Here is a 20,568-nt window from a genome sequence, read left to right on the forward strand (position 1 = left end):
CTACAAAGGGAAGGTCAAAAGTAGGCCGGATAAGCGCAGCGCCATCCGGCACGGGTTTACGGCGTCGCCTGCGGCGCGGCGGCTGGCGCAACGGCACCCGCGCTGCTCACCGTGCCGCCGTGCATGCTCTGCTTGATCTGCTGTTTTTGCGCGTTGACCGCCTGTAACTCGCCGTTGACGGAGGGTTTTAACGGTGCTTCTGCGCGCACCTGGCCGCTGGCGGTTAACTGCAAATTGCCTTCGCCATCAATCGGCAATGCGGGCCAGCCCCACGCCTGCAATACATTGACCGGCACGCCGCGCCCGTTGAGGCTGACATTGACGCTGCGGTCCGGCGTTTGCGCAACAACTGCTCTTGCTTCCAGCAGCCCCTGGCCGGTGAAGGCGCTAAGTTCGGTGATATTGACCGTGTTGCTATTGGCATTCAGCGCCAGCGACGGGCGGCGGACATCGACGCGGTTAAAGGTGCCTGCGGCAGCGTTCAGCTTTGCATTCCCACTCCAGACACCCCATTTCCGTTCGCGTACTAACTGCAAATTGTTGCCATAGCCATCCAGCGCGGTGAGCTGCCACGGGAATGTCGGATCGATATCAATCACCAGGTTGCGGCTGGCGCTGAATTTTTTCAGCACCAGGCTGTTCAGCCATGGGGGCAGATCGTCCATCCACAGCTGTTTCCAGTTCGCCGGCAGCGTGTATTCCAGCCCGGCAAACGCCGCATCATCCAGCACTAGCGCCTTACCTGTGCGGTACCAGTTACCGGAGGTGCGCACCATGCCGTTTTCCCAGCGGGAGGTGAACTGCTGCAACGCGATGCCCTGCGGGGAGAAGCTGGCATTCAGAATCGGGTCGAAAAAGTGCAGCGAACCGTAGATAAACTCGCTGGCATTCATCGACAGTTTGCCCTCTTCGCTCTCCCAGTCGCCCTTCCTGAAGGTCAGGTTGCGCAGGCTAAGATCGAGGTCGGTCACTGCCCACTCAGGCCCCTGCAAGGTGGCGTCGGTCACTTCCACACGGCCGATTTTCAGCGAAGGCAGGGTGGTGAGCGGGGCAAAGAAATCCTGCAGCGACTTATCGCTTTGCAGACGAATATCGTTAAGACGCAGATTATTCACTACCCAACTGCCATCGGCGCTGCGCTTTGCATCACCCGTGAGCGAGCCGCGCGCCATATCAGCACCGATAGTGGTTAAGGTCACCACATCTTTATCGATACTGCCCTGAATCAGCACGTTACTGGCGGGAACGCCATTTAACGTCAGCGAACCGGCGCTCATCTGCAACTGGGCTTTACTGCCGATCACATTACCTGCCGCTGGCTGCCAGGGTGAGATACCGCCGGTAACGCGCTGCGCGCTTAACTCCCAGCCGGTTGCCGGGCTGTTAAAGGCCATGTTGCGCAGTTGCAGGCGATCGGCCTGGAAAGGCAGCGGCGCGGCGGTTGGGGAGAGGTTAAGCGTACCGTCCTGTAACAGAATGGTATCGGCATGCAGCGGATCAGTGAGTTGTCGGCTGCTGAGGCCAATATCGACCATTTTCGCCACCAGCGTTGCTGGCTGGCCTTTGCGGCCGAAGCTGACGCCTTTCAATACCAGATGAGAAGGGGAAGAGAAGCGGTGGTCAATGGCGTCAAAGGTGAGGTGATAATCGCTGTTGTCGCTGATCCACTGGCTCGCTTGCGTTGCGCCCCAGCGGGTTTGCAGCAGGAAGTAGGCCGCCAGCAGCAGCACAAACAGGATAATAACGACCGCTAACAGCAGCTTCCCAAGAAATTTCATCATCTTCCTCCCTCACGTGACCGTAAGGGAGTTATGCACGAATTGTGCGCGATGCTCAAGGGAGGAATGATGAAAGGAAATTGCGGCGGCAGCAGAGGATGCTCTGTTGCCGCGCAAGGCAATTTACTCTTTTTCCGGTGGGAAGATGAGGTTCAGGACGATAGCGGTGATCCCGCCTGCTGCGATGCCGGAGGAGAGCAGGTTTTTCAGCCAGTCCGGCGCAAATTGCAGGATCTGCGGCTGCTGCGATACGCCTAAACCCACCGCCAGCGACAGCGCGATAATCAGGATCGCGCGGCGGTTGAGCGGTTCGCGGGAGACGATGCGCACGCCGGAGGCGGCGATAGTACCGAACATCACCAGCGTGGCGCCGCCGAGTACCGGCTCCGGTAACTGCTGCACAAACGCGCTTACCGCCGGGAAGAGGCCGAGCACCATCAGCATCACCGCGATAAAGAAGCCGATATAACGGCTGGCGACGCCGGTCAGCTGGATCACGCCGTTATTCTGGCCAAAGCAGGAGTTGGGAAAGGTATTGAACACCGCAGAGACAAAGGAGTTAAGACCATTCGCCAGCACGCCACCCTTCAGCCGCTTCATGTAGAGCGGGCCGGTAACAGGCTGTTCAGAGACGTCGGAAGTGGCAGTGATATCGCCGATGGTCTCCAGGGAGGTGATCATAAAGACCAGCATCAGCGGCAGCAGCAAGCTCCAGTCAATGCTCAGGCCGTAATAGAGCGGCGTCGGTACCATAAAGGTACTCTCCGGCGCGTTGTACTCCGGCAGCATGCCCATAAACATCGCCAGCACATAACCGACCGCCATCGCTATCACCAGTGAGGCAATGCGCAGATAGGGGTTGCGCTGGCGGTTAAGCAGGATAATCAGCCCGAGCACCACGCCTGCCAGCAGCAGGTTTTTCGGCGCGCCGAAGGTGTGATTGCCCATTGCCGCGAAGCCGCCACCGACGGAGGTCAGCCCAACCTGAATCAGCGACAGGCCGATAATCATCACCACCACACCGGAAACCAGCGGGGTGATAATGCGGCGCGCCAGCGGCAGAATACGCGAGATAACCATCTCGGTGCAGCTTGCCAGCATCAAGGTGCCAAACAGCGCCGCCATCATCGTCGGCACATCGGCACCGCCGGTTTTCAGCGCCGTGCCGCCCATAATCAGCGGTGCCACGAAGTTAAAGCTGGTGCCCTGAATTGAGAGCAGCCCGGAGCCGACCGGGCCCCAGGCTTTAATTTGAATCAACGACGCGACGCCGGAAGCGAAGAGCGACATGCTGAGAATATGTTGAGTGTCCTGAGCCGGTAAACCCAGCGCCTGGCAGATCAGCAGCGCGGGCGTGATCACGCCAACGAACATTGCCAGCAGGTGTTGCAGCGCAGCAAACAGCGTTTGCGGCAGCGGGGGACGATCTTCAAGGCGGTAGATCAATTCGCTGGGTTGAGTCTTCGCAACCGGTTGCGCATTTTCCGACTCGATGGTGTTTACGGACATCTCAAGCTATCCCCTGATGGAAAAGCGCTGATTTTATCGGACTGAATGGTAAAAGCAAACGGTTGCTTCGGCTGGAAGCATACTTTTCTAACGGAGGTTGATCTCACACCATCAGGTTCTAAAAATCAGGCGTTGGAGTAGCGTTCTGTTTCCGGCATCCAGCGGTCAATCAGCGCTTCTGCCAGCTGCGGGTAACGTTCGTGAATATGGCGCGCAACGCGCTGAACTTCGGGGATCATTGCCTGGTCGCGCAGCAGATCGGCGACTTTGAATTCGGCATTGCCGGTCTGGCGGGTGCCCAGCAGCTCGCCCGGGCCGCGGATCTCGAGATCTTTTTGCGCAATCACAAACCCGTCGTTGCTGTCGCGCAGCACCTGCAGGCGCTTTTGCGCGGTTTTCGACAGCGGGGATTTGTAGAGCAGCACACAGTGTGAGGCCACCGCGCCACGTCCGACGCGCCCGCGCAGCTGGTGGAGTTGCGCAAGACCGAGACGTTCGGGGTTTTCAATAATCATCAGGCTGGAGTTCGGCACATCCACGCCAACTTCAATCACCGTGGTGGCGACCAGCAGATGCAGCTCGCCCTGTTTAAAGGCCTGCATCACTGCCTGTTTCTCGGTCGGCTTCATGCGGCCATGCACCAGCCCAACGTTCAGCTCCGGCAGGGCCAGCTTTAACTCTTCCCAGGTCGCTTCCGCCGCCTGGGCTTCCAGCAGATCCGACTCTTCAATCAGCGTACAGACCCAGTAGGCCTGGCGACCTTCACCGGTGCAGGCGCTGCGGACGCGATCGATAATCTCGCTGCGACGCGTATCGGGAATGGCGACCGTTGTCACCGGCGTACGGCCCGGCGGTAGTTCATCAATCACCGAGGTATCGAGATCGGCATAGGCCGTCATCGCCAGCGTTCGCGGGATTGGCGTGGCGGTCATAATCAACTGATGGGGATGAAAGCCCTGCTGCTGCCCCTTTTCCCACAGCGCCAGCCGCTGGTGGACGCCAAAGCGGTGCTGCTCATCAATGATCACCAGCGCCAGGCCGTTAAACTGCACCTGCTCCTGGAAAATAGCGTGGGTGCCGACGATCATCTGCACCTGACCGCTGGCAATCGCCTCTTGCTGCGCCTGGCGGGCTTTGCCTTTCTGCTTACCCGCCAGCCAGCCAACTTCGATACCGAGCGGCGCAAACCACGCGCGGAAGTTATTGGCATGCTGCTCCGCCAGCAGTTCGGTCGGTGCCATCATCGCCACCTGCTTGCCATTGGCGATTGCGCGTAGCGCCGCGAGCGCGGCCACCAGCGTTTTACCGGAGCCGACGTCGCCCTGGACCAGGCGCATCATCGGCATATCCAGCGCCATATCGCGTTCAATTTCCGCCACCACCCGCGCCTGTGCGCCGGTTGGTTTAAAGGGCAGGGAGGCGAGCAGTTGATCTTTTAACGTATCGTTAGCGGCGAGCGACTGCGCATGGTAACGCTGCGCACCGGCGCGTAGCGCCAGCATGCTCAGGTTATGGGCCAGTAGCTCTTCGAGAATCAGTCGGCGTTGAGCGGGATGCTGCCCGCTCTCCAGTTCGCTCAATTGCAGCGATGGCGGCGGGCGATGCAGCGTATGCAGCGCCTCCGGCAGGCTCATCAAACCCTGCGCCAGCTCCGGCGGTAGCAGTTCACTGATGGCGCAGGTTGCCAGCAGCTCCAGCGCCTGATCGGTTAATTTACGCAGCGTGGCCTGCTTAACGCCTTCGGTCGTTGGGTAGACCGGCGTCAGCGTCTCCTGAAGCTCCGGAGTGCTGAGATCGCCCTGCACCTTATACTCCGGGTGGATCATCTCCGCGCCATACTTTCCGCGTTTCGCTTCGCCATAAGCCAGCACGCGGCGGCCAACCGCAAGGCTGTTTTTCATCGCCGCGTTGAAGTTGAAAAAGCGCATGGTCAGCATGCCGGAGCCGTCGCTTATCTGGCAGGTCATCATCCGGCGACCGCCGAACGTGACGTTACAGTTCAGCACTTCGCCCTCCACCGTGGCATAAATGCCCGGCAGCAGGTCGGCAATGGGGTAGAGTTGGGTTCGATCTTCGTAACGCAGGGGAAGGTGTAACAGCAGATCCTGAACGGTGTGCAGGCCAATTTTCGCCAGCTTGCTGCTCTGCGCCGCGCCAACGCCGGTCAATGAACTCAGTGGCACCGCATCGAGCAGCTTCCCTTTCATCGGTTACCTCGAAGCCTGCATGGTAGCCCACCACGTCGGGTCGGCTTCAATCTGCCCCTCATTATTGACATGAGGGTAAGGCAGGCCTTTTTGTTTCGCGACGCGGGCGAGCACAGGGTAGCCGCCTTCGAACAGCAGGCGCTGCTGCTCGGCGTCCGGCAGCATGCTGTTTTCACGCTTATACATACCGGCGTTTTGCCGCTGGCGCTGCGCTTCGTAGAGAATGAGCGCCGAGGCTACGGAGACATTGAGTGACTGCACCATACCGATCATCGGGATGATGATATCCCGATCCGCAAGATCCAGCGCTTGCCGGGTGATCCCGGTTTTCTCCTGCCCCATCAAAATACAGGTCGGGCGGGTATAGTCGATTTCACGGAAGTCGACGGCTTTGTCCGACAGATGGGTGGCAAGGATCTGCATGCCGTGCTGCTTGAGCACGCCGACGGCATCTTCAATGGTGCGGTGAGTTTTAACATCCACCCAGCTGTTGCTGCCCGCGGCGGAAGAGGCCATGGTGCGCATGCGGTTCCCCGGCCAGACAGCGTGCACTTCATGCACGCCGACGGCGTCCGCAGTACGGATAATGGCAGAGACGTTATGAGGTTTGTGGACCTGCTCCATGCAGACCGTCAGATCCGGCTGACGCCTGGCGAGCATCTCGCGGATTCGCGCATAACGCTGAGCATTCATACAATCAGTTTCGGTTACGGGTGACTTTAATCACATCCGGCATCACGCGGATTTTACGCATGATATTCGCCAGATGAACGCGATCGCGCGCCGTCAGGCGGATGAACGCGCTATAAACGCGGCCATCTTTCTCTTCCGTATTCAGGCTCTGAATATTGGAAGTGGCGGTGTTAATGGCCGCCGTCAGGTTCGCCAGCGCGCCCTGGTGGTTAAACATATCCACCTTGATCTCGGTGATAAACTCCTGCGCCGTCTCTTTATCCCACTCCACGGCCATAAACTTCTCTGGCTCTTTCTGGTAGCCACGAATATTACGGCAGGACTCATGGTGGATAACCAGCCCTTTACCGGGGCTGACGTGGGCGACAATCGGGTCGCCAGGGATCGGACGGCAGCATTTGGCAAAGGTGATCAGCACGCCGTCTGCGCCTTTAATCGGCAGGTGCGCGGTGTTTGCGCCAGTCGGTGCGGCGGTGCCCGGCGTGGCTTCCCCCTGCTGCAGATTTTTCGCCACCACAACGCTCATCGCGTTGCCAAGGCCTATCTCTGCCAGCAGATCGTCAAGTGATGCCAGCCGCATACGCTCCAGCTCGTGCTGAATATGCTCCTGCGGAATTTCCGCCAGCTTGCGGCTTCCGCCCAGCGCGTGATTCAGCAGGCGACGGCCCAGGCTTACGGAGTCGTCGCGCTTGAGGTTCTTCAGCATCTGGCGGATCTTCGCGCGCGCTTTCGAGCTGACGACAAAGTTCAGCCAGGCGGCATTCGGGCGGGCGCCCGGCGCGGTGATAATCTCCACCGTCTGGCCACTGGAGAGCGACTGCGACAGCGGGTAGGGCTGACGATCGACGCGCGCGCCAACGCAGGCGTGACCGATATCCGTGTGCACCGCATAGGCGAAATCCACCGGCGTGGCGCCAGCAGGCAGTTCGACAATGCGGCCTTCGGGGGTGAAAACATAAATCTCATCGGGGAAGAGATCAGATTTAACGCTTTCGATAAATTCAAACGAGCTACCGGCGCTCTGTTGCAGCTCCAGCAGGCTCTGCATCCAGCGCTGGGCGCGGATTTGTGCGGTGGTGCTGCTTTCGCCGTGCTCTTTATAAGCCCAGTGCGCGGCAACCCCCATCTCCGCCATTTGATCCATATCTTCAGTACGGATCTGCACCTCGACCGGTACGCCGTGCGGGCCAATCATTGAGGTATGGAGGGATTGATAGCCGTTCGCCTTGGGGATGGCGATATAGTCTTTTACGCGACCGGGACGCGGCTTGTAGAGGCTGTGCATCTGACCGAGTACGCGATAGCAGGTATCAAGATCGTGAACAATGACGCGGAAGGCGTAAATATCCATGATCGAGTGAAAACGCTGCTCTTTCAGCACCATCTTGCAGTAGATGGAGTAAAGATGTTTCTCCCGCCCGCTGACGCGGCAGGGGATCCCCGCTTCCTGTAAACGCCCTTCGATTTCCGAGAGGATTTTTTGAATCATCTCTTTGCGGTTGCCGCGCGCGGCTTTTACCACTTCTTTGATCACGCGATAGCGGTTCGGGTAGAGCGCCTCAAAGCCCAGCTCTTCCAGCTCAGTTTTGATGTGATGGATACCTAAACGGTGCGCCAGCGGACTGTAGATTTCGAGGGTTTCACGGGCGATGCGGCGACGCTTGTCCGGGCGAAGGGAGCCCAGCGTGCGCATGTTGTGGGTGCGGTCAGCAAGCTTGATAAGGATGACGCGGATATCCTGCACCATCGCCATGATCATCTTGCGAAAGTTTTCCGCCTGCGCCTCTTTTTTATCCTGGAATTTGAGCTTATCCAGCTTGGAGACACCCTCCACCAGTTCGGCAACGCTTTTGCCAAAGAGCTGCTCCATATCCTGGTAGGTGGCGGGGGTATCTTCAATCACGTCATGCAGCAGCGCGGCCATCAGCGTTTCGTAGTCGAGTTTCATCTCGGCCAGAATACAGGCCACCGCTACCGGGTGCGTGATATAAGGTTCACCGCTTGAACGTGTCTGACCCTCGTGAGCGTCACGTGCAACGAGATACGCCTGCCTGAGACGTTTGATCTGGTCTTCAGGCAGATAGTTTTGAATCAGCTGATTCAGGCTTTCAAACAGATACAAGGGTGACCTGCAGGTTAATTAACGACGACCTTCAGCAATGGCGGTAACAGCCTGCAGTTCTGCGGCTTCCTGCTCTTGCTGTTCCTGGCGCTCACGTACATCAAGGATCTGGTTGTTAATCAGACCTTCTTCGATTTCGCGCAGCGCGATAACGGTGGTTTTATCGTTTTCTTCCGGTACTAACGGATCTTTACCGCCAACCTGCATCTGACGAGCGCGACGCGCGGCGACCAGCACCAGGTCAAAACGGTTACCAACTTTCTCTACAGCGTCCTGAACAGTTACGCGTGCCATACTTAAAATGCTCCACAGGTGAAGAAATGACTGGGCATGATACTGAAACCAGGCTCAGTCTGCCAATAGTTTGCTGATTAAAGCGTCATGTCGCTGCTTTTGGCGGCTCATGCGCAGACGTTCAGCGCGGATAATGGTTTTCAGATCGCCCAGGGCGGTATCGAAATCATCATTCACAATCAGGTAATCATACTCGGCGTAATGGCTCATTTCGGCAACCGCCTGCGCCATACGTTTCGCGATCACCTCTTCGCTATCCTGGCCGCGGCCACGCAGGCGGCGATCCAGTTCCAGCTTCGACGGCGGCAGAATAAAGATGCTGCGCGCCTGCGGCATGCGGGTGCGAATTTGCTGCGCGCCCTGCCAGTCGATATCAAGAAACACATCAACGCCCGTTGAGAGCACTTGCTCAATCGTCGCGCGTGAGGTGCCGTAATAGTTGCCAAACACTTCGGCATGCTCAAGAAACGCATCCTCACTAATCATCGCTTTGAACTCATCGTGATTAACGAAGAAGTAGTGTTCACCGTGCACTTCACCCGGACGCGGCGCGCGCGTGGTGTGCGAAACAGAAACTTGCGTGTCGTATAACGGTTGGGTTTTCAGCAAAGCCTGGATGAGGCTTGATTTACCCGCGCCGCTGGGGGCGGAAACAATATAGAGCGTGCCTTGAGCCATGAGAGTCTTTTGTATGTGAATGCGATAGGAACTTACATACGTGCCTATTATACACATCGCCGCTACGTGACGTAGCTTTTGTCACCCGTTTTCCCATCAATGATTCGATTTTGCGTACTGCTTTCCTGATTTTTATGCACGTTTTCATCGCCATGTAAGTTTCCCGGAAGCCCGCTCGCATCCTGCTCTTTTCCCGCTCGAAAGCGCTCAACCGCAGCGCTATAACCACTCCGCAATCACAAGGGAGAAGGGATGATGTGGAGAAGAGTTGGGGGCACCATTTTTCTACTGCTATGGAGTGCGTTTAGCTTCGCGGCTTGTCCGGTCTGGTCGCCCTCACGGGCGCAGGAGGAGGTAAAGCGCCTGAAACAGCAGCTCAGCAGATGGAACGACGATTACTGGTCCAGAGGCGCAAGCGCGGTGAGCGATGATGTTTACGATCGGATGAGCGCGCGCCTGGCGAACTGGCAGCGCTGTTTCAACATGACATCCGCAGACATTGCGCCTGCTTTGCCGGGCGGAAATCTCAATCATCCGGTTGCCCATACCGGGGTGCGCAAACTGGCGGATAAATGGGCGTTGCAGCAGTGGATGAGGGGAAAGCAGGATCTGTGGGTGCAGCCGAAAGTGGATGGCGTTGCGGTCACGCTGGTCTATCGCAACGGCAGGCTGGCACAGGCTATCAGCCGGGGTAATGGCCTTGCGGGCGAGGAGTGGACAGCAAAGGCGCAGGCTATTCCTGCGATCCCGAAAACTGTCACCGGTGCGCTGGCGAATAGTGTCTTGCAGGGTGAACTCTATTTACGCCGCAAGGGGCATATCCAAAAACAGGCCGGGGGTCTAAATGCCCGAGCAAAAGTCGCCGGCGCGATGATGCGGCACGGCAACCCGGAGCTGCTTAATGACCTCGCTTTTTTTGTCTGGGCCTGGCCCGATGGCCCTGCCACTTTAGCGCAGCGGTTGGTGGCACTGAAAAAGGCGGGCTTTGAAGAGGCGCACTACTACAGCGCGCCGGTCAACAGCGTGCAGGAGGTGGAGCGTCTTCGCCAGCACTGGTTCACCTCGCCGCTGCCCTTCGTCACGGATGGCGTGGTGGTGCGCACCAGTGCAGAGCCTGCGGGCAAAGCGTGGTTGCCTGGTCAAAGCGACTGGGTGGTAGCCTGGAAGTATGAACCGGTAGAAGAGGTGGCAGCGGTAGAGGATATTCAGTTTGCCATCGGGCGGACCGGGAAAATCTCCGTTGTCGCGCTGCTGGAGCCGGTAAAACTGGATGATAAGCGCGTGCAGCGCGTAAATATTGGGTCCATTCAGCGCTGGCAGGCGTTAGATATCGCACCGGGCGACCATATTGCCGTTACCCTTGCCGGGCAGGGGATCCCTCGCGTGGAGCGCGTGGTCTGGCGCAACCTGGTTCGACAGCCGCCCACGCCGCCACAAGCTCGCTTTACGCCGCTTAGCTGTTTTTATGCCACGCCGGATTGCCAGCAACAGTTTATTGCCCGCCTCTCCTGGCTTAGTTCTGATAAGGCGCTGGAGATAGCCGGATTGAGCGAGAGCGGCTGGCGGACTCTGCATCAGGCTCACCATTTTGAACATCTTTTCTCTTGGCTGGTGTTGACCAAAGAGCAGTTGCAGACGACACCCGGAATGTCGCCCGCGCGCGGACTGCAACTCTGGCACCGTTTTTCCTTAACGCGTGAGAGGCCGCTAAACCGCTGGCTTCACGCACTCGGTACGCCGCTGCCACAATCGGCGATCAATGCCGCGGGCGATGTTTCATGGCGGCAGATGCGAAGCCGGGATGAACTGGCCTGGCAACAACTACCCGCCATCGGCGCACAGAAAGCGCGTCAGGTTGTCGCTTTTATCCGCGAGCCGGCGGTTGAGCAACTCACGGCGTGGCTGGCGAAGCAGGGCGTAAAGGCCTTTCAGTGAGCATTATGCTTGTAGTGAAACACCGGCAGGCCCAGTTTCCAGCGTATCGCCAGCAGGCGGCTGGTAAAGCCAAACAGCAGGGTGGTAATCACCACGATGTCATGGTTGGTGACGACATGGCTTAGCGCGATATAGAACACGGCGGCAGCAAATGCGATCCCGGCATAGAGTTCTTTCTGGAAGACTAGAGGGATGCGCTTGCAGAACATATCGCGTAGCACGCCGCCAAAAACGCCGGTGATGACGGCCGCAATCACGGCAATGATGGGGCCTTCGCCCATATCGAGCGCGATTTGCGCCCCGATAATGGAAAATACTACCAGCCCGAGTGCGTCCAGCACCAGAAACAGGCGGCGCAGATGGGGCATCACCGGGGCAAAGATTGTGGTCAGTACCGCTGCGACAGCAACAATGATCACATACTCCGGGTGCTTCACCCAGCCAAGCGGGTAGTGGCCAAGCAGGATATCGCGCACCGAACCGCCGCCGAGCGCGGTCGCAGTGGCAATAATAATGACGCCAAAGGTGTCCATTCGACGTCGCCCGGCGGCCAGCGCGCCGGTCATGGCTTCGGCAGTGATGCCGATCAGATAGAGAATGTGTAACAGCATGCCGCCCCCATAAATTCAGTGCGGGCAGGGTAATGATTAAGCAGGAAGAGGGCTATTGAGATTTTCTAACGAGCGGTGTTTCGGATTAGTTAGGTTAATGCCTGATGTGATAGGTTGTATTATTTATCTTATTGATTTTAAATTGATTTAATCGGGCGTATCTGTAATGTGCGCCAGAATAATAAAGCAGTTATCGATAAATAATATGTGGATGAATGGATACAAAAAAAGGCCCTTACGGACCTTTTAATGAGACGAGAGGCTTATTCGATATTTTGAATCTGAATATCGATTTCATTGTTATTTTCTTTAATAATCAGAGAGTTGATAACAACTAGAGATCTTTAAATCGATATTTACTCCCCGAATCACCCCCCGTATAGTTTACTTAAATATTGAGTTATAGACGGAGAGGATGAGTGAAAAACTGGACAACTGAACATACCAAAGAAATCAAGAAATGGTTAGATATCGACACATATCGTAAGTTCGAAGATCTCACCCTTCTACAGTTATACCACGAGCTGTGGGCCAGAACACTGTTCTTCAAAAGCTACAGGGAGGATTTTGAGGCAAAAGCCCTAATGGGATACTTCGAAAAAATTTTCAGCGGAAATCCATTCTTGATTGAGGAAAAGCAACTTGGCTATATGGCACCGGACAACCGATTTTTTCAACCACCTCATTTCTTTCTAACTACACTTGAACGGCTTGCCGAACTGAGCATCATCTCTATGCAACGTGGCACTTTTGTGTGGCATGGCGATGATAGGTATTCAATCAACGGTGAGCTACAGGAAGAAACTCTCTACGAAAGTTTACCCGACCAATTCCAAAGAACGGTCATGTTAGAAGTTGATCTCTCAAGTGGCACAGACGACGAAATTTCGGAATCACTCAAAGCGGCTTTACCTCAGTGGCGTAAATATTTGGAAATAAAGGAAAATCCTCTGGATTTCGTTCGCTTTGGGTATGGAACGATCAAGAAACTCATCAGTTATCGTGTAATACCTATGTTGGATATCTTAGTATGGGCCTACATTAAAAAAATCCGTGTCTCTGACGATAGATTATCCAGATTATTATATACAGACGATGACGAAGAAAGTGAAATGAGGCATTCCAGCCAAATAAAAGATACCGACAGGCCTTTGGCTCTTAAATCCTGCACAACTGACTTTATTCGACAATTCCATTACTTCATCAACAAGAATAGCCATTTGAAGCAAATGAAAGTCTCTGATGTAATGAAACTGTCGGATTAAGAATTTATTTCGTTACCCAAGGGATTTAGAATACAAAAAATTTATAAAGTATATTATTTGGATGGTGGTAAAAAAACTTGGGCCGGGTAATGTCGAACTTCCAAGTCTATTGCTATTGATGATGGAAAGAAAGTGAAAGCATTCGAGATCTAAAGTTGTAATATTTGCTATAATTTAGATATGAAAATTTTTTTTGTTCTTAAGTTTTCAAACGGAATACCAGATACTAAAAATATCTTGACATTGTGATGGGATTGAGCTATATAAAGTACAATTCCAGTAGATGAAGGAGAGCAAAATGAGTAATATTGCATACAGAGAAGAAGACTGGGGTCTTTTTTAAGATTATAGAACCATGAAAAGCGCCTTCGGGCGCTTTTTTAGTATAAAATAAGGATAATTATATGAAAGAGTTATTGATTTATTTATTTGGTCCTGAGGAAATTTTACCACTTAATTATCTTCCCCCGCTGATTACATCAGTATGTACTTTTTTAACTGCTTCATTGGCTGCGCTAGTGGCAATCATAACTATAAGCAAAACTAGAAAAACAGCACGTGAAAAAAATGCTTTAGAATTTGAACTTTTCTGCCAGACGAATCCAAGCTTTATAGCTAATTGGGATAAAGTAAAGAAAATAATAATGCCAATGATTAATGATGATTTAGTCATTGATGAGGATATTAGAGCGACTATATTAGCTCCATATTTAGATGTTTATTATCGAAATTCAAGAAAAGGATATAAAAAAGAAGTGCAAAGTGGCTCTACTGAATTATCCCTGATACCGGATAAGGAAATTAAAGATATATACAATAGCATACTTTATATATTGAATTCATGGGAGCGTTGTGCTAACGCTATAAGGCATAAAGTCTACGACGAAGAGTTTATATATAGCGCACAAGGGACTACATTAGTAATGACTTATAAAGCATTACTGCCGCTCATAGAATGCAGAAAAGATAAAAACAAAAGAGCCTTTTTAAATGTCGAATGGCTTGCAACAAAATGGGATTTAAAACATACTATAAGAGGCTCGCTAAATAAAAGGACTAAAAAAACATTGCGTGCTATTAACGAGGCGAAAACTGAAATCAAGAATAATAATACATTTGGTGGACACAAGCTAAAGTTGAGATTCTATTCTAGAAAACTTAAGAAGTATCAAAAGCCGTCATTCTAGTAGCTTATTTTCAAAACAATAGTAAGGGCGAGCCTATTTGTTATTGTATATGGATTATAATTTCAGGGACTATTAATACTAAGATTAATGGAATATGTTTATATTCAATAATAAATTAATTGAAATGAAGATAAACTATTTATTAATTCACCCATATTATCCTTAGGAATGATGGATGATTAGTGATGCGCTTTAGCTCGCCTTTGAGCTAAGGCATATTTAATAATTACGCATTTATGAGAATATCTATGACTTTTGCAATTTCGTGTAACAGTTGAGTATTAGTATGAACATGAATAATATTTCTTTTTTTGTAAGCATTATCCTAAATTAACTCATTGAGAATTATCATCTAATTTTTGCACATAGGCTCCCCTCCACTCATGTGAAAGTTATTACTATTGGTATACCTCCTGCCACAAAATAGGTGAAATTCAGGCAACCTGAAACTCCCCATCTCTGGACAGCACCAATTCCTAGAAAACCATCCTGCATAGCGACAAAGAACCTCCGCTTCAGGAACTTCGCTCCTTTCTTTTCCCAACTATTCCTATAGTGGCTTCACCGCAACGACAAGGGAAACAAAATGAGCAATCAAGTACTCCGCCTCATACGCTTACCAGAAGTCTTGAAACGAACTGGTTTCGGCAAGGCCTGGATCTATCGTCTGATCAGTGAAGGTCGGTTTCCGGCACCCGTTAAGATCGGAGTTCGTGCCGTTGCTTTTGTCGAGAGTGAAGTTGACGAGTGGATTCAGTCTGTTATCGAAACAAGCAGAAATAATGTTGCTTAAATAAACCTGGGAGAGATTTTATGAATATCGAAGACTTTGTGAGTGAAGATAACCATATGTGCAATTTAGGCGATGATCTTTTTTACAAGATCTTAGAACCCGGAGCGATTTATGATTTACCTGATAATGAATTTAACAGAAAGATTGTTTACTGGTTAAGCCAGTATTTAGTTGGGAATCTGAGGGAACCGCTAGATGCGATCTCTGAGCTTAATATTTTCAATCAGTTTTATGTTTATGAGACATGGTTCTCGCTAATTAAATGTCCCGTCGAAATGAAAAATCTCTCAAAGCGAATAATTCAATACCACATTGGGCTGAGAACTCTTTTGTAAAAATGTAAAGTTTGTTCCCATATTTTAGCTTAAAAATTTACAAATTTACTTACATTATTTTGGTTTTCATTTATTAGCAAGGCAGTGAGATAGTTTTCGAAGTATTAGGTATACATAATATTAACTAGATACACCTTATATAAGGTGCGAAAATTTCCGCACTCACATTATTGATTTGAAACAAAAATAAACAAATTAACAACTATTATTTTTGTAAAAAACAATAGTGTTATTTATAAATATATATCACCTATATATTAATGTAAATTTTAAAGGAGATGATGTGAAAAAATACAGCGTTAATTCTTTTGTTTTTGAAAGTGGAGAAAGGTTTTGCCATGTGATAGATAAAGTATCAGGAGAACCTTTATATTATCCAAACCTCTATTTAACTACACAAGTCAGGAACAGATCAAAGTCGATCAACACGATGGAGGCTATTGGCGGAAATCTGGCATTACTATATCGATTTTTTTCTCTCAGGGGAATAGATATCAGAGAGAGAATAGCTACATTACAATTTCTGGATCTTAATGAAATTGATGATTTGTCTGATTTCGCTTCGAAAAACTTCAAAGACAAAAGAACAACATTTTTGCATGAGCGTAGTGTTGTTAAAGAACCGACAAAATATTTCAGGTTGACCGTTATTATTAATTATCTTGAATGGCTGTGTGAAGTTCACACAATCGGAACTAAGAGTAAAGATAATCAAAAAATAATGGACAGTTTTATTGATAAGCTAAAAAATAAAAGACCATCAAATGAAAAAGGATATAAAAATCAAATCCATGAGAAAACATTAAGCAGAGAACAGCTTGATATTTTATTTGAGATAGTCAGACCTGGCTCTGAACTTAATCCTTTTGCTGATGAAGTTCAGTCAAGAAACCGATTGATTATATTACTGCTTTTTTCTTTTGGGATCAGGGCAGGAGAGTTGTTAAATCTTCGCATCAGGGATATCGATTTTTCTTCAGGAATGATTGTAATAAAAAGACGACCCAATGATAAGTTTGATCCAAGAGTTAATCAACCACTTGTGAAGACTTGTGAGAGAATGTTTTCTGTGGGCAATACATTAATGGCTGAGTTATTTAATTATATTATGCAGGATAGGCGTCATGTGAATAATTCAAAAGGTAACGATTTTCTCTTTATTACATATAAAAAAGGATATTCACAGGGAAAACCATTGTCTTTTTCTGCATATCATAAAATTATTAATATGATAAGCGAGACTTCACCTGAACTGGCCGAACTAACAGGACATAAATTAAGACATACATGGAATTATGAGTTTTCCTCACTGGTAGATGGGATGGATGAGACTTTTTCGGAGGAAAAGGAAGAACAAATCAGATCGTATCTTATGGGATGGAAAACGGGTTCTGGAACGGCGCAAATTTATAACAGAAGGCATTTAGTTGAAGAGGCTCACAAAACTTCTCTTGCCATGCAGAACCAACTGATGGAGGGATACATTAATGAATGATTTAAAATGTCAGGAAGATAGAGTATTTTTAAAAGCAAAACAGTCTGACTATTCATTTTGTATCAATGATGGAAAGTGGAGATTAAACAGAAATAGCCTTGTTAATGTTGAGGCAGTATCTCTTCTCCTTGAATCAAAATTAATTGATGGATATCTGAATACGCTTGCTTTTTATGCCTGCCGATATAGCCCCAGCTATGTATCGAAAATAAATAATGCCATGCATGATTTTATTAGTAAGGTATCCCCTGAATATATTGATGAATCGGTTATCTTAAACTACAGAGCTTCACTGCCTAAATGGAAAATGCAGAATTTAGTGAGTTTGAGATGTTTTTTCATCAGATGGCATTCTCTGGGCTACTATGGCATTGATGAAAAAGTAATAACACTTCTGAAAGCAACAAGGTTAAAAGTTAAAGAAGCAGGGAATATCATAAGACAGGACAACCCGGATAAAGGTACATTGACTGATAATGAGCATGAGACTCTGAATCAAGCTATATACAGTGCTTACAGAAATAAAAAAATAGCACTGCATGAGTTTTCTGCGGCATTGTTAGCGAGTTTTTCAGGGCGAAGACCATTGCAAATCATTTCATTAAAATTGAAAGATATAGTAAAAGAAAGGACACGCAATGGCGAAGTGAGGTTTCTTATAAATATTCCCAGAGTTAAGCAAGGTCTTGGGTTCAGGCAGTCTTTCAGGTCATTGAATATTAATAAATCTATGTTTGATATCCTCAACCAACAAGCCAGCGCCTCTGTTGCACTTATTGAATCTCAAATTGGCAGGGCACTTAAGCCAGCAGAAAAAGATGAGGTTCCCGTTTTCCTTGACAGAACCCATTGTAAGATGCTGGTCGGAAGAGAGAAAATCTTAGACTTACTAGTTTCTGACAGACTTCATGCATCAAAACATACTGTTGATATTATCCTGAAGAAAATCATTAAAAAAGAAAATGTGATTTCGGAAAAAACGGCACAGCCCATGAAAATGAGTGCGCGCAGGCTTCGTTATACCATTGGGACAAGACTGGCCCGTGAAGGATGTAGCGTACAGGTTATTGCCGAACTGTTAGATCACTCTTCAATCGCCAGTGCAGGAATTTATATTGAAAACCTACCCGATAATGCCGAAAAAATTAGTCAGGCAGTCTCTAAGAAACTGGCCTTTCTTGCTGATGTTTTTCTTGGGAAAGTGGAGGGGGATAGAGCCAATGGAAATCATGGTTTATTGACGAAAAAAACATGTTCATCCTGCGTCGATACTTCAACAATACCATGTCATAGCTGTATTTATTTCAGACCATTACACAATAATGCTGATAACAAAGAGGTGATATATGAATAATGTCATTGTATTCAAATCTCACTCCGATTTAGATGCAGAAAGAAATGTTCAGGAATTTATCAGCTTTTGCCGTGGTAAATTAACCGTGTTCGGAGCAGAGCTGAAATGGGATTCGCCTGTCTGGAAAGGTATTGCCATTTTTAGAAAATTGGACACTGGCTGTGGCGCATTTAAAGATGAGTACCTGTTAGATAAAAACTTTGTAGATTTTGCAAAAAGCTATATTCGATATCAGCAGGCACTGAACCCAGTTAAAAAGCCTGGTACGGCAATAACGGTGTTGAAGTGCCTGGAAAAAGCACTTTTACAGGTTCATCAGAATACTTATGTTTATAATACCTCGGTCATTGTTCTTGATGAAGCTTTGCAGATTGCAGGTCAGCATTATGGAAAAAATTTCCTGTATAAATGTGGCTATGAGATTGAAAAACTGGCTAAGTTTTTATCTGAATATCATTTTGTGAAGTGTGGCTTCCTTGGGTGGGTCAATCCGGTCAAACCCCATACTAAAAATAATTATCTTCCTGAGAAAGAAAATGAAGACAGAAAAAATAAATTACCGGATGAGCGAGCTTTACTCGCTATAGCCGAAATTTTTTCCCGACCGGATGAAGAACTCAGTGAGAGAGATCTGTTTACAGCCTCAGCTTTTGCGCTACTGATGTGTTCACCAAGTCGTGCCTCAGAAATACTGGCCTTGCGTGCTGACTGTGAAATTACCCAAAATGATAAAAGCGGGGTAGAGCGATATGGGCTGCGTTTTTATTCCGTAAAAGGCTATGGTGCTACTATCAAGTGGATACCTGACGTAATCGTGCCCGTTGCCAGAAAAGCCATTAGCAGACTGCGCAGACTGTCTGAAAACGCACGCACTCTTGCAGGGTGGTATGAATCCTCGCCGGACAAATTTTATAGACACTCGCTTTGCCCTGAAGTAAGTGAAGATAACCCCCTTGATGTTATTCAGGTTTGCCACGCGCTTGGTTATCCACTAAATGATAAGAAGCAATGTATTGAAAAACTGAAGCGCACGAGTCTCGACGGGGGCACTTCGTCCCTGAATCCAACAGACGGGCATTACACACTGAGAACACTATGGAAAATGATAACTGGATTATTACCTGCGGATTTTCCCTGGTTTGATAAAGAGAAATCAGTGAAATACAGCAATGCATTGTGTCTTTTGAATCTGCATCAGTGCCATGAGCTGAAAATGACAGTTGATTACGTATTATACAGGCCGACCTATGACTTCTTTACGCAGGATATAGAGAAGGCAAGAAAAAACAGACAGGTAATGAAAAATATCTTTGCGCGTTACGACTATCTGGATGATTCAGGCAAAGCGTTATATCTGCGCTCTCATCAGCCAAGGCATTTGCTAAACACACTTGCTCATCTCGGTGAATTATCAGAGTTAGATATCGCAAAATGGTCGGGTAGAGTCAGTGTGATGCAAAACCGAGACTACAACCATACTTCGCAGGAAGAGATGCTTGAAAAAGTCGGGACACTGAAGCTGGGGAATCATCGTTATTGCTACCAGCCCAAGCCTGGTGAGATTCTGCCTGTCGGGACTGGAGTGTTTAATGATTCAGAGAGTGGGGCTATTCACTTAACACCTCATGGCTATTGTATTCACGATTACGTCATCCCCCCTTGCAGGAAATTATCTGAAACCGCCCATTATGGATGGGTAGGGCTTAGCAAAATGAGTGAACAGCAAAGAGAACAAAGCATCAAAAAAATCCGTTCACTCTGGCAAATGGCTAAAGATGCTGTGGATGATGATCATTATGGTGCCGATAGATGGGTTGCTCACTACGAAAAAGTGTTGTCCATTTTAGACAAAAAGATCCCGAAAAATTAAAAATAACTTATAAAAATTAATAAAGTAAATAGGTGGTGATATGGCAAAACATTTAACAAGAAAAGATATAAATAGAATTAAAAGCACTATCCAGACATGGAATGGTAAGTTAACATGGGATTCATTGTGTGAATCTGTAAAACCGCATATTGGAAAGAAACCCACTCGACAGTCATTGAGTATGCACAAAGATATAGTGAATGCATATCTATTGAAAAAGGAAAAATTAAAACACGATGAAAATTCTCTAAAAAAACCTGCTAATCTGATAATTGCTGCACAGAGGATAAAAAATCTGGAAGCGGAAAATGAAATTCTGAAGAAGCAAAATACCAGATATAAAGAACAGTTTACACTTTGGCAGTACAATTCATATAAATATGGACTTAAGCCACATCAGCTAAATGAACCATTGCGTGCAAAAAATGATAATTAAGTAAAT

General features: G+C 49.0%; 17 protein-coding genes. 9 read left to right on the forward strand and 8 right to left on the reverse strand.

What is annotated here, in order from left to right; translation table 11 throughout:
* Positions 1-56: 56 nt before the first annotated feature.
* The 7 genes from IAE48_RS15110 to gmk form a co-directional block, all read right to left on the reverse strand.
* Positions 57-1,778, reverse strand: a complete 1,722-nt coding sequence (locus IAE48_RS15110; protein ID WP_200134920.1) for an AsmA family protein — start codon at positions 1,776-1,778, stop codon at positions 57-59.
* Between the two features lie 123 nt (positions 1,779-1,901).
* On the reverse strand, positions 1,902-3,287 hold the full coding sequence (locus tag IAE48_RS15115; protein ID WP_200134853.1) for an NCS2 family protein: 1,386 nt from the start codon (positions 3,285-3,287) through the stop codon (positions 1,902-1,904).
* Between the two features lie 125 nt (positions 3,288-3,412).
* Positions 3,413-5,494 (reverse strand): ATP-dependent DNA helicase RecG, encoded by a 2,082-nt coding sequence (gene recG, locus IAE48_RS15120; protein WP_200134854.1) that lies wholly within the window; start codon positions 5,492-5,494, stop codon positions 3,413-3,415.
* A 3-nt stretch (positions 5,495-5,497) separates the two neighbouring features.
* The gene (trmH, locus tag IAE48_RS15125; protein ID WP_200134855.1) at positions 5,498-6,187 is read right to left on the reverse strand and encodes a tRNA (guanosine(18)-2'-O)-methyltransferase TrmH; all 690 of its coding nucleotides are present in this window, start codon (positions 6,185-6,187) and stop codon (positions 5,498-5,500) included.
* 4 nt (positions 6,188-6,191) lie between these two features.
* Positions 6,192-8,309: a bifunctional GTP diphosphokinase/guanosine-3',5'-bis pyrophosphate 3'-pyrophosphohydrolase gene (spoT, locus tag IAE48_RS15130; RefSeq protein WP_200134856.1), complete on the reverse strand. Its 2,118-nt coding sequence runs from the start codon at positions 8,307-8,309 to the stop codon at positions 6,192-6,194.
* 18 nt (positions 8,310-8,327) lie between these two features.
* Positions 8,328-8,603 carry a DNA-directed RNA polymerase subunit omega gene (gene rpoZ / locus IAE48_RS15135; protein WP_007369481.1) on the reverse strand — a complete coding sequence of 92 codons (276 nt, stop codon included), beginning with the start codon at positions 8,601-8,603 and terminating at the stop codon, positions 8,328-8,330.
* A 54-nt stretch (positions 8,604-8,657) separates the two neighbouring features.
* On the reverse strand, positions 8,658-9,281 hold the full coding sequence (gene gmk, locus IAE48_RS15140) for a guanylate kinase (RefSeq protein ID WP_042715009.1): 624 nt from the start codon (positions 9,279-9,281) through the stop codon (positions 8,658-8,660).
* Between the two features lie 255 nt (positions 9,282-9,536).
* Between gmk and ligB the strand changes: the two genes are divergently transcribed.
* Entirely contained in the window at positions 9,537-11,216 is a 1,680-nt protein-coding gene (gene ligB, locus IAE48_RS15145; RefSeq protein WP_200134921.1) for an NAD-dependent DNA ligase LigB, read from the forward strand.
* On the opposite strand, the gene IAE48_RS15150 is transcribed toward ligB, so the two are convergent.
* Positions 11,210-11,827: a trimeric intracellular cation channel family protein gene (locus tag IAE48_RS15150; RefSeq protein ID WP_042715004.1), complete on the reverse strand. Its 618-nt coding sequence runs from the start codon at positions 11,825-11,827 to the stop codon at positions 11,210-11,212. The genes ligB and IAE48_RS15150 overlap by 7 nt on opposite strands.
* Before the next feature lie 419 nt (positions 11,828-12,246).
* On the opposite strand from IAE48_RS15150, the gene IAE48_RS15155 reads away from it, so the two are divergent.
* The 8 genes from IAE48_RS15155 to IAE48_RS15190 all read left to right on the forward strand — a co-directional run bounded on the left by IAE48_RS15155 (position 12,247) and on the right by IAE48_RS15190 (position 20,562).
* Positions 12,247-13,092, forward strand: coding sequence for a DUF6387 family protein (locus IAE48_RS15155; protein WP_200134857.1), 846 nt, complete (start codon positions 12,247-12,249; stop codon positions 13,090-13,092).
* A 404-nt stretch (positions 13,093-13,496) separates the two neighbouring features.
* Positions 13,497-14,279, forward strand: a complete 783-nt coding sequence (locus IAE48_RS15160; RefSeq protein WP_200134858.1) for a DUF4760 domain-containing protein — start codon at positions 13,497-13,499, stop codon at positions 14,277-14,279.
* A 586-nt stretch (positions 14,280-14,865) separates the two neighbouring features.
* Positions 14,866-15,072, forward strand: a complete 207-nt coding sequence (locus tag IAE48_RS15165; protein WP_200134859.1) for an AlpA family transcriptional regulator — start codon at positions 14,866-14,868, stop codon at positions 15,070-15,072.
* A 20-nt stretch (positions 15,073-15,092) separates the two neighbouring features.
* Positions 15,093-15,407, forward strand: a complete 315-nt coding sequence (locus IAE48_RS15170; RefSeq protein ID WP_200134860.1) for a hypothetical protein — start codon at positions 15,093-15,095, stop codon at positions 15,405-15,407.
* A gap of 283 nt (positions 15,408-15,690) precedes the next feature.
* On the forward strand, positions 15,691-16,902 hold the full coding sequence (locus IAE48_RS15175) for a site-specific integrase (RefSeq protein WP_200134861.1): 1,212 nt from the start codon (positions 15,691-15,693) through the stop codon (positions 16,900-16,902).
* Positions 16,895-18,256, forward strand: coding sequence for a site-specific integrase (locus IAE48_RS15180; RefSeq protein WP_233631604.1), 1,362 nt, complete (start codon positions 16,895-16,897; stop codon positions 18,254-18,256). Before IAE48_RS15175 ends, IAE48_RS15180 begins: the two co-directional genes overlap by 8 nt.
* Positions 18,249-20,126: a DNA-binding protein gene (locus IAE48_RS15185; RefSeq protein ID WP_200134862.1), complete on the forward strand. Its 1,878-nt coding sequence runs from the start codon at positions 18,249-18,251 to the stop codon at positions 20,124-20,126. Before IAE48_RS15180 ends, IAE48_RS15185 begins: the two co-directional genes overlap by 8 nt.
* A 40-nt stretch (positions 20,127-20,166) precedes the next feature.
* Positions 20,167-20,562, forward strand: coding sequence for a hypothetical protein (locus IAE48_RS15190; protein WP_200134863.1), 396 nt, complete (start codon positions 20,167-20,169; stop codon positions 20,560-20,562).
* Positions 20,563-20,568: the final 6 nt, after the last annotated feature.

The sequence above is a fragment of the Kosakonia sp. S57 genome (genome assembly GCF_016516575.1).
Taxonomy (GTDB): domain Bacteria; phylum Pseudomonadota; class Gammaproteobacteria; order Enterobacterales; family Enterobacteriaceae; genus Kosakonia; species Kosakonia cowanii.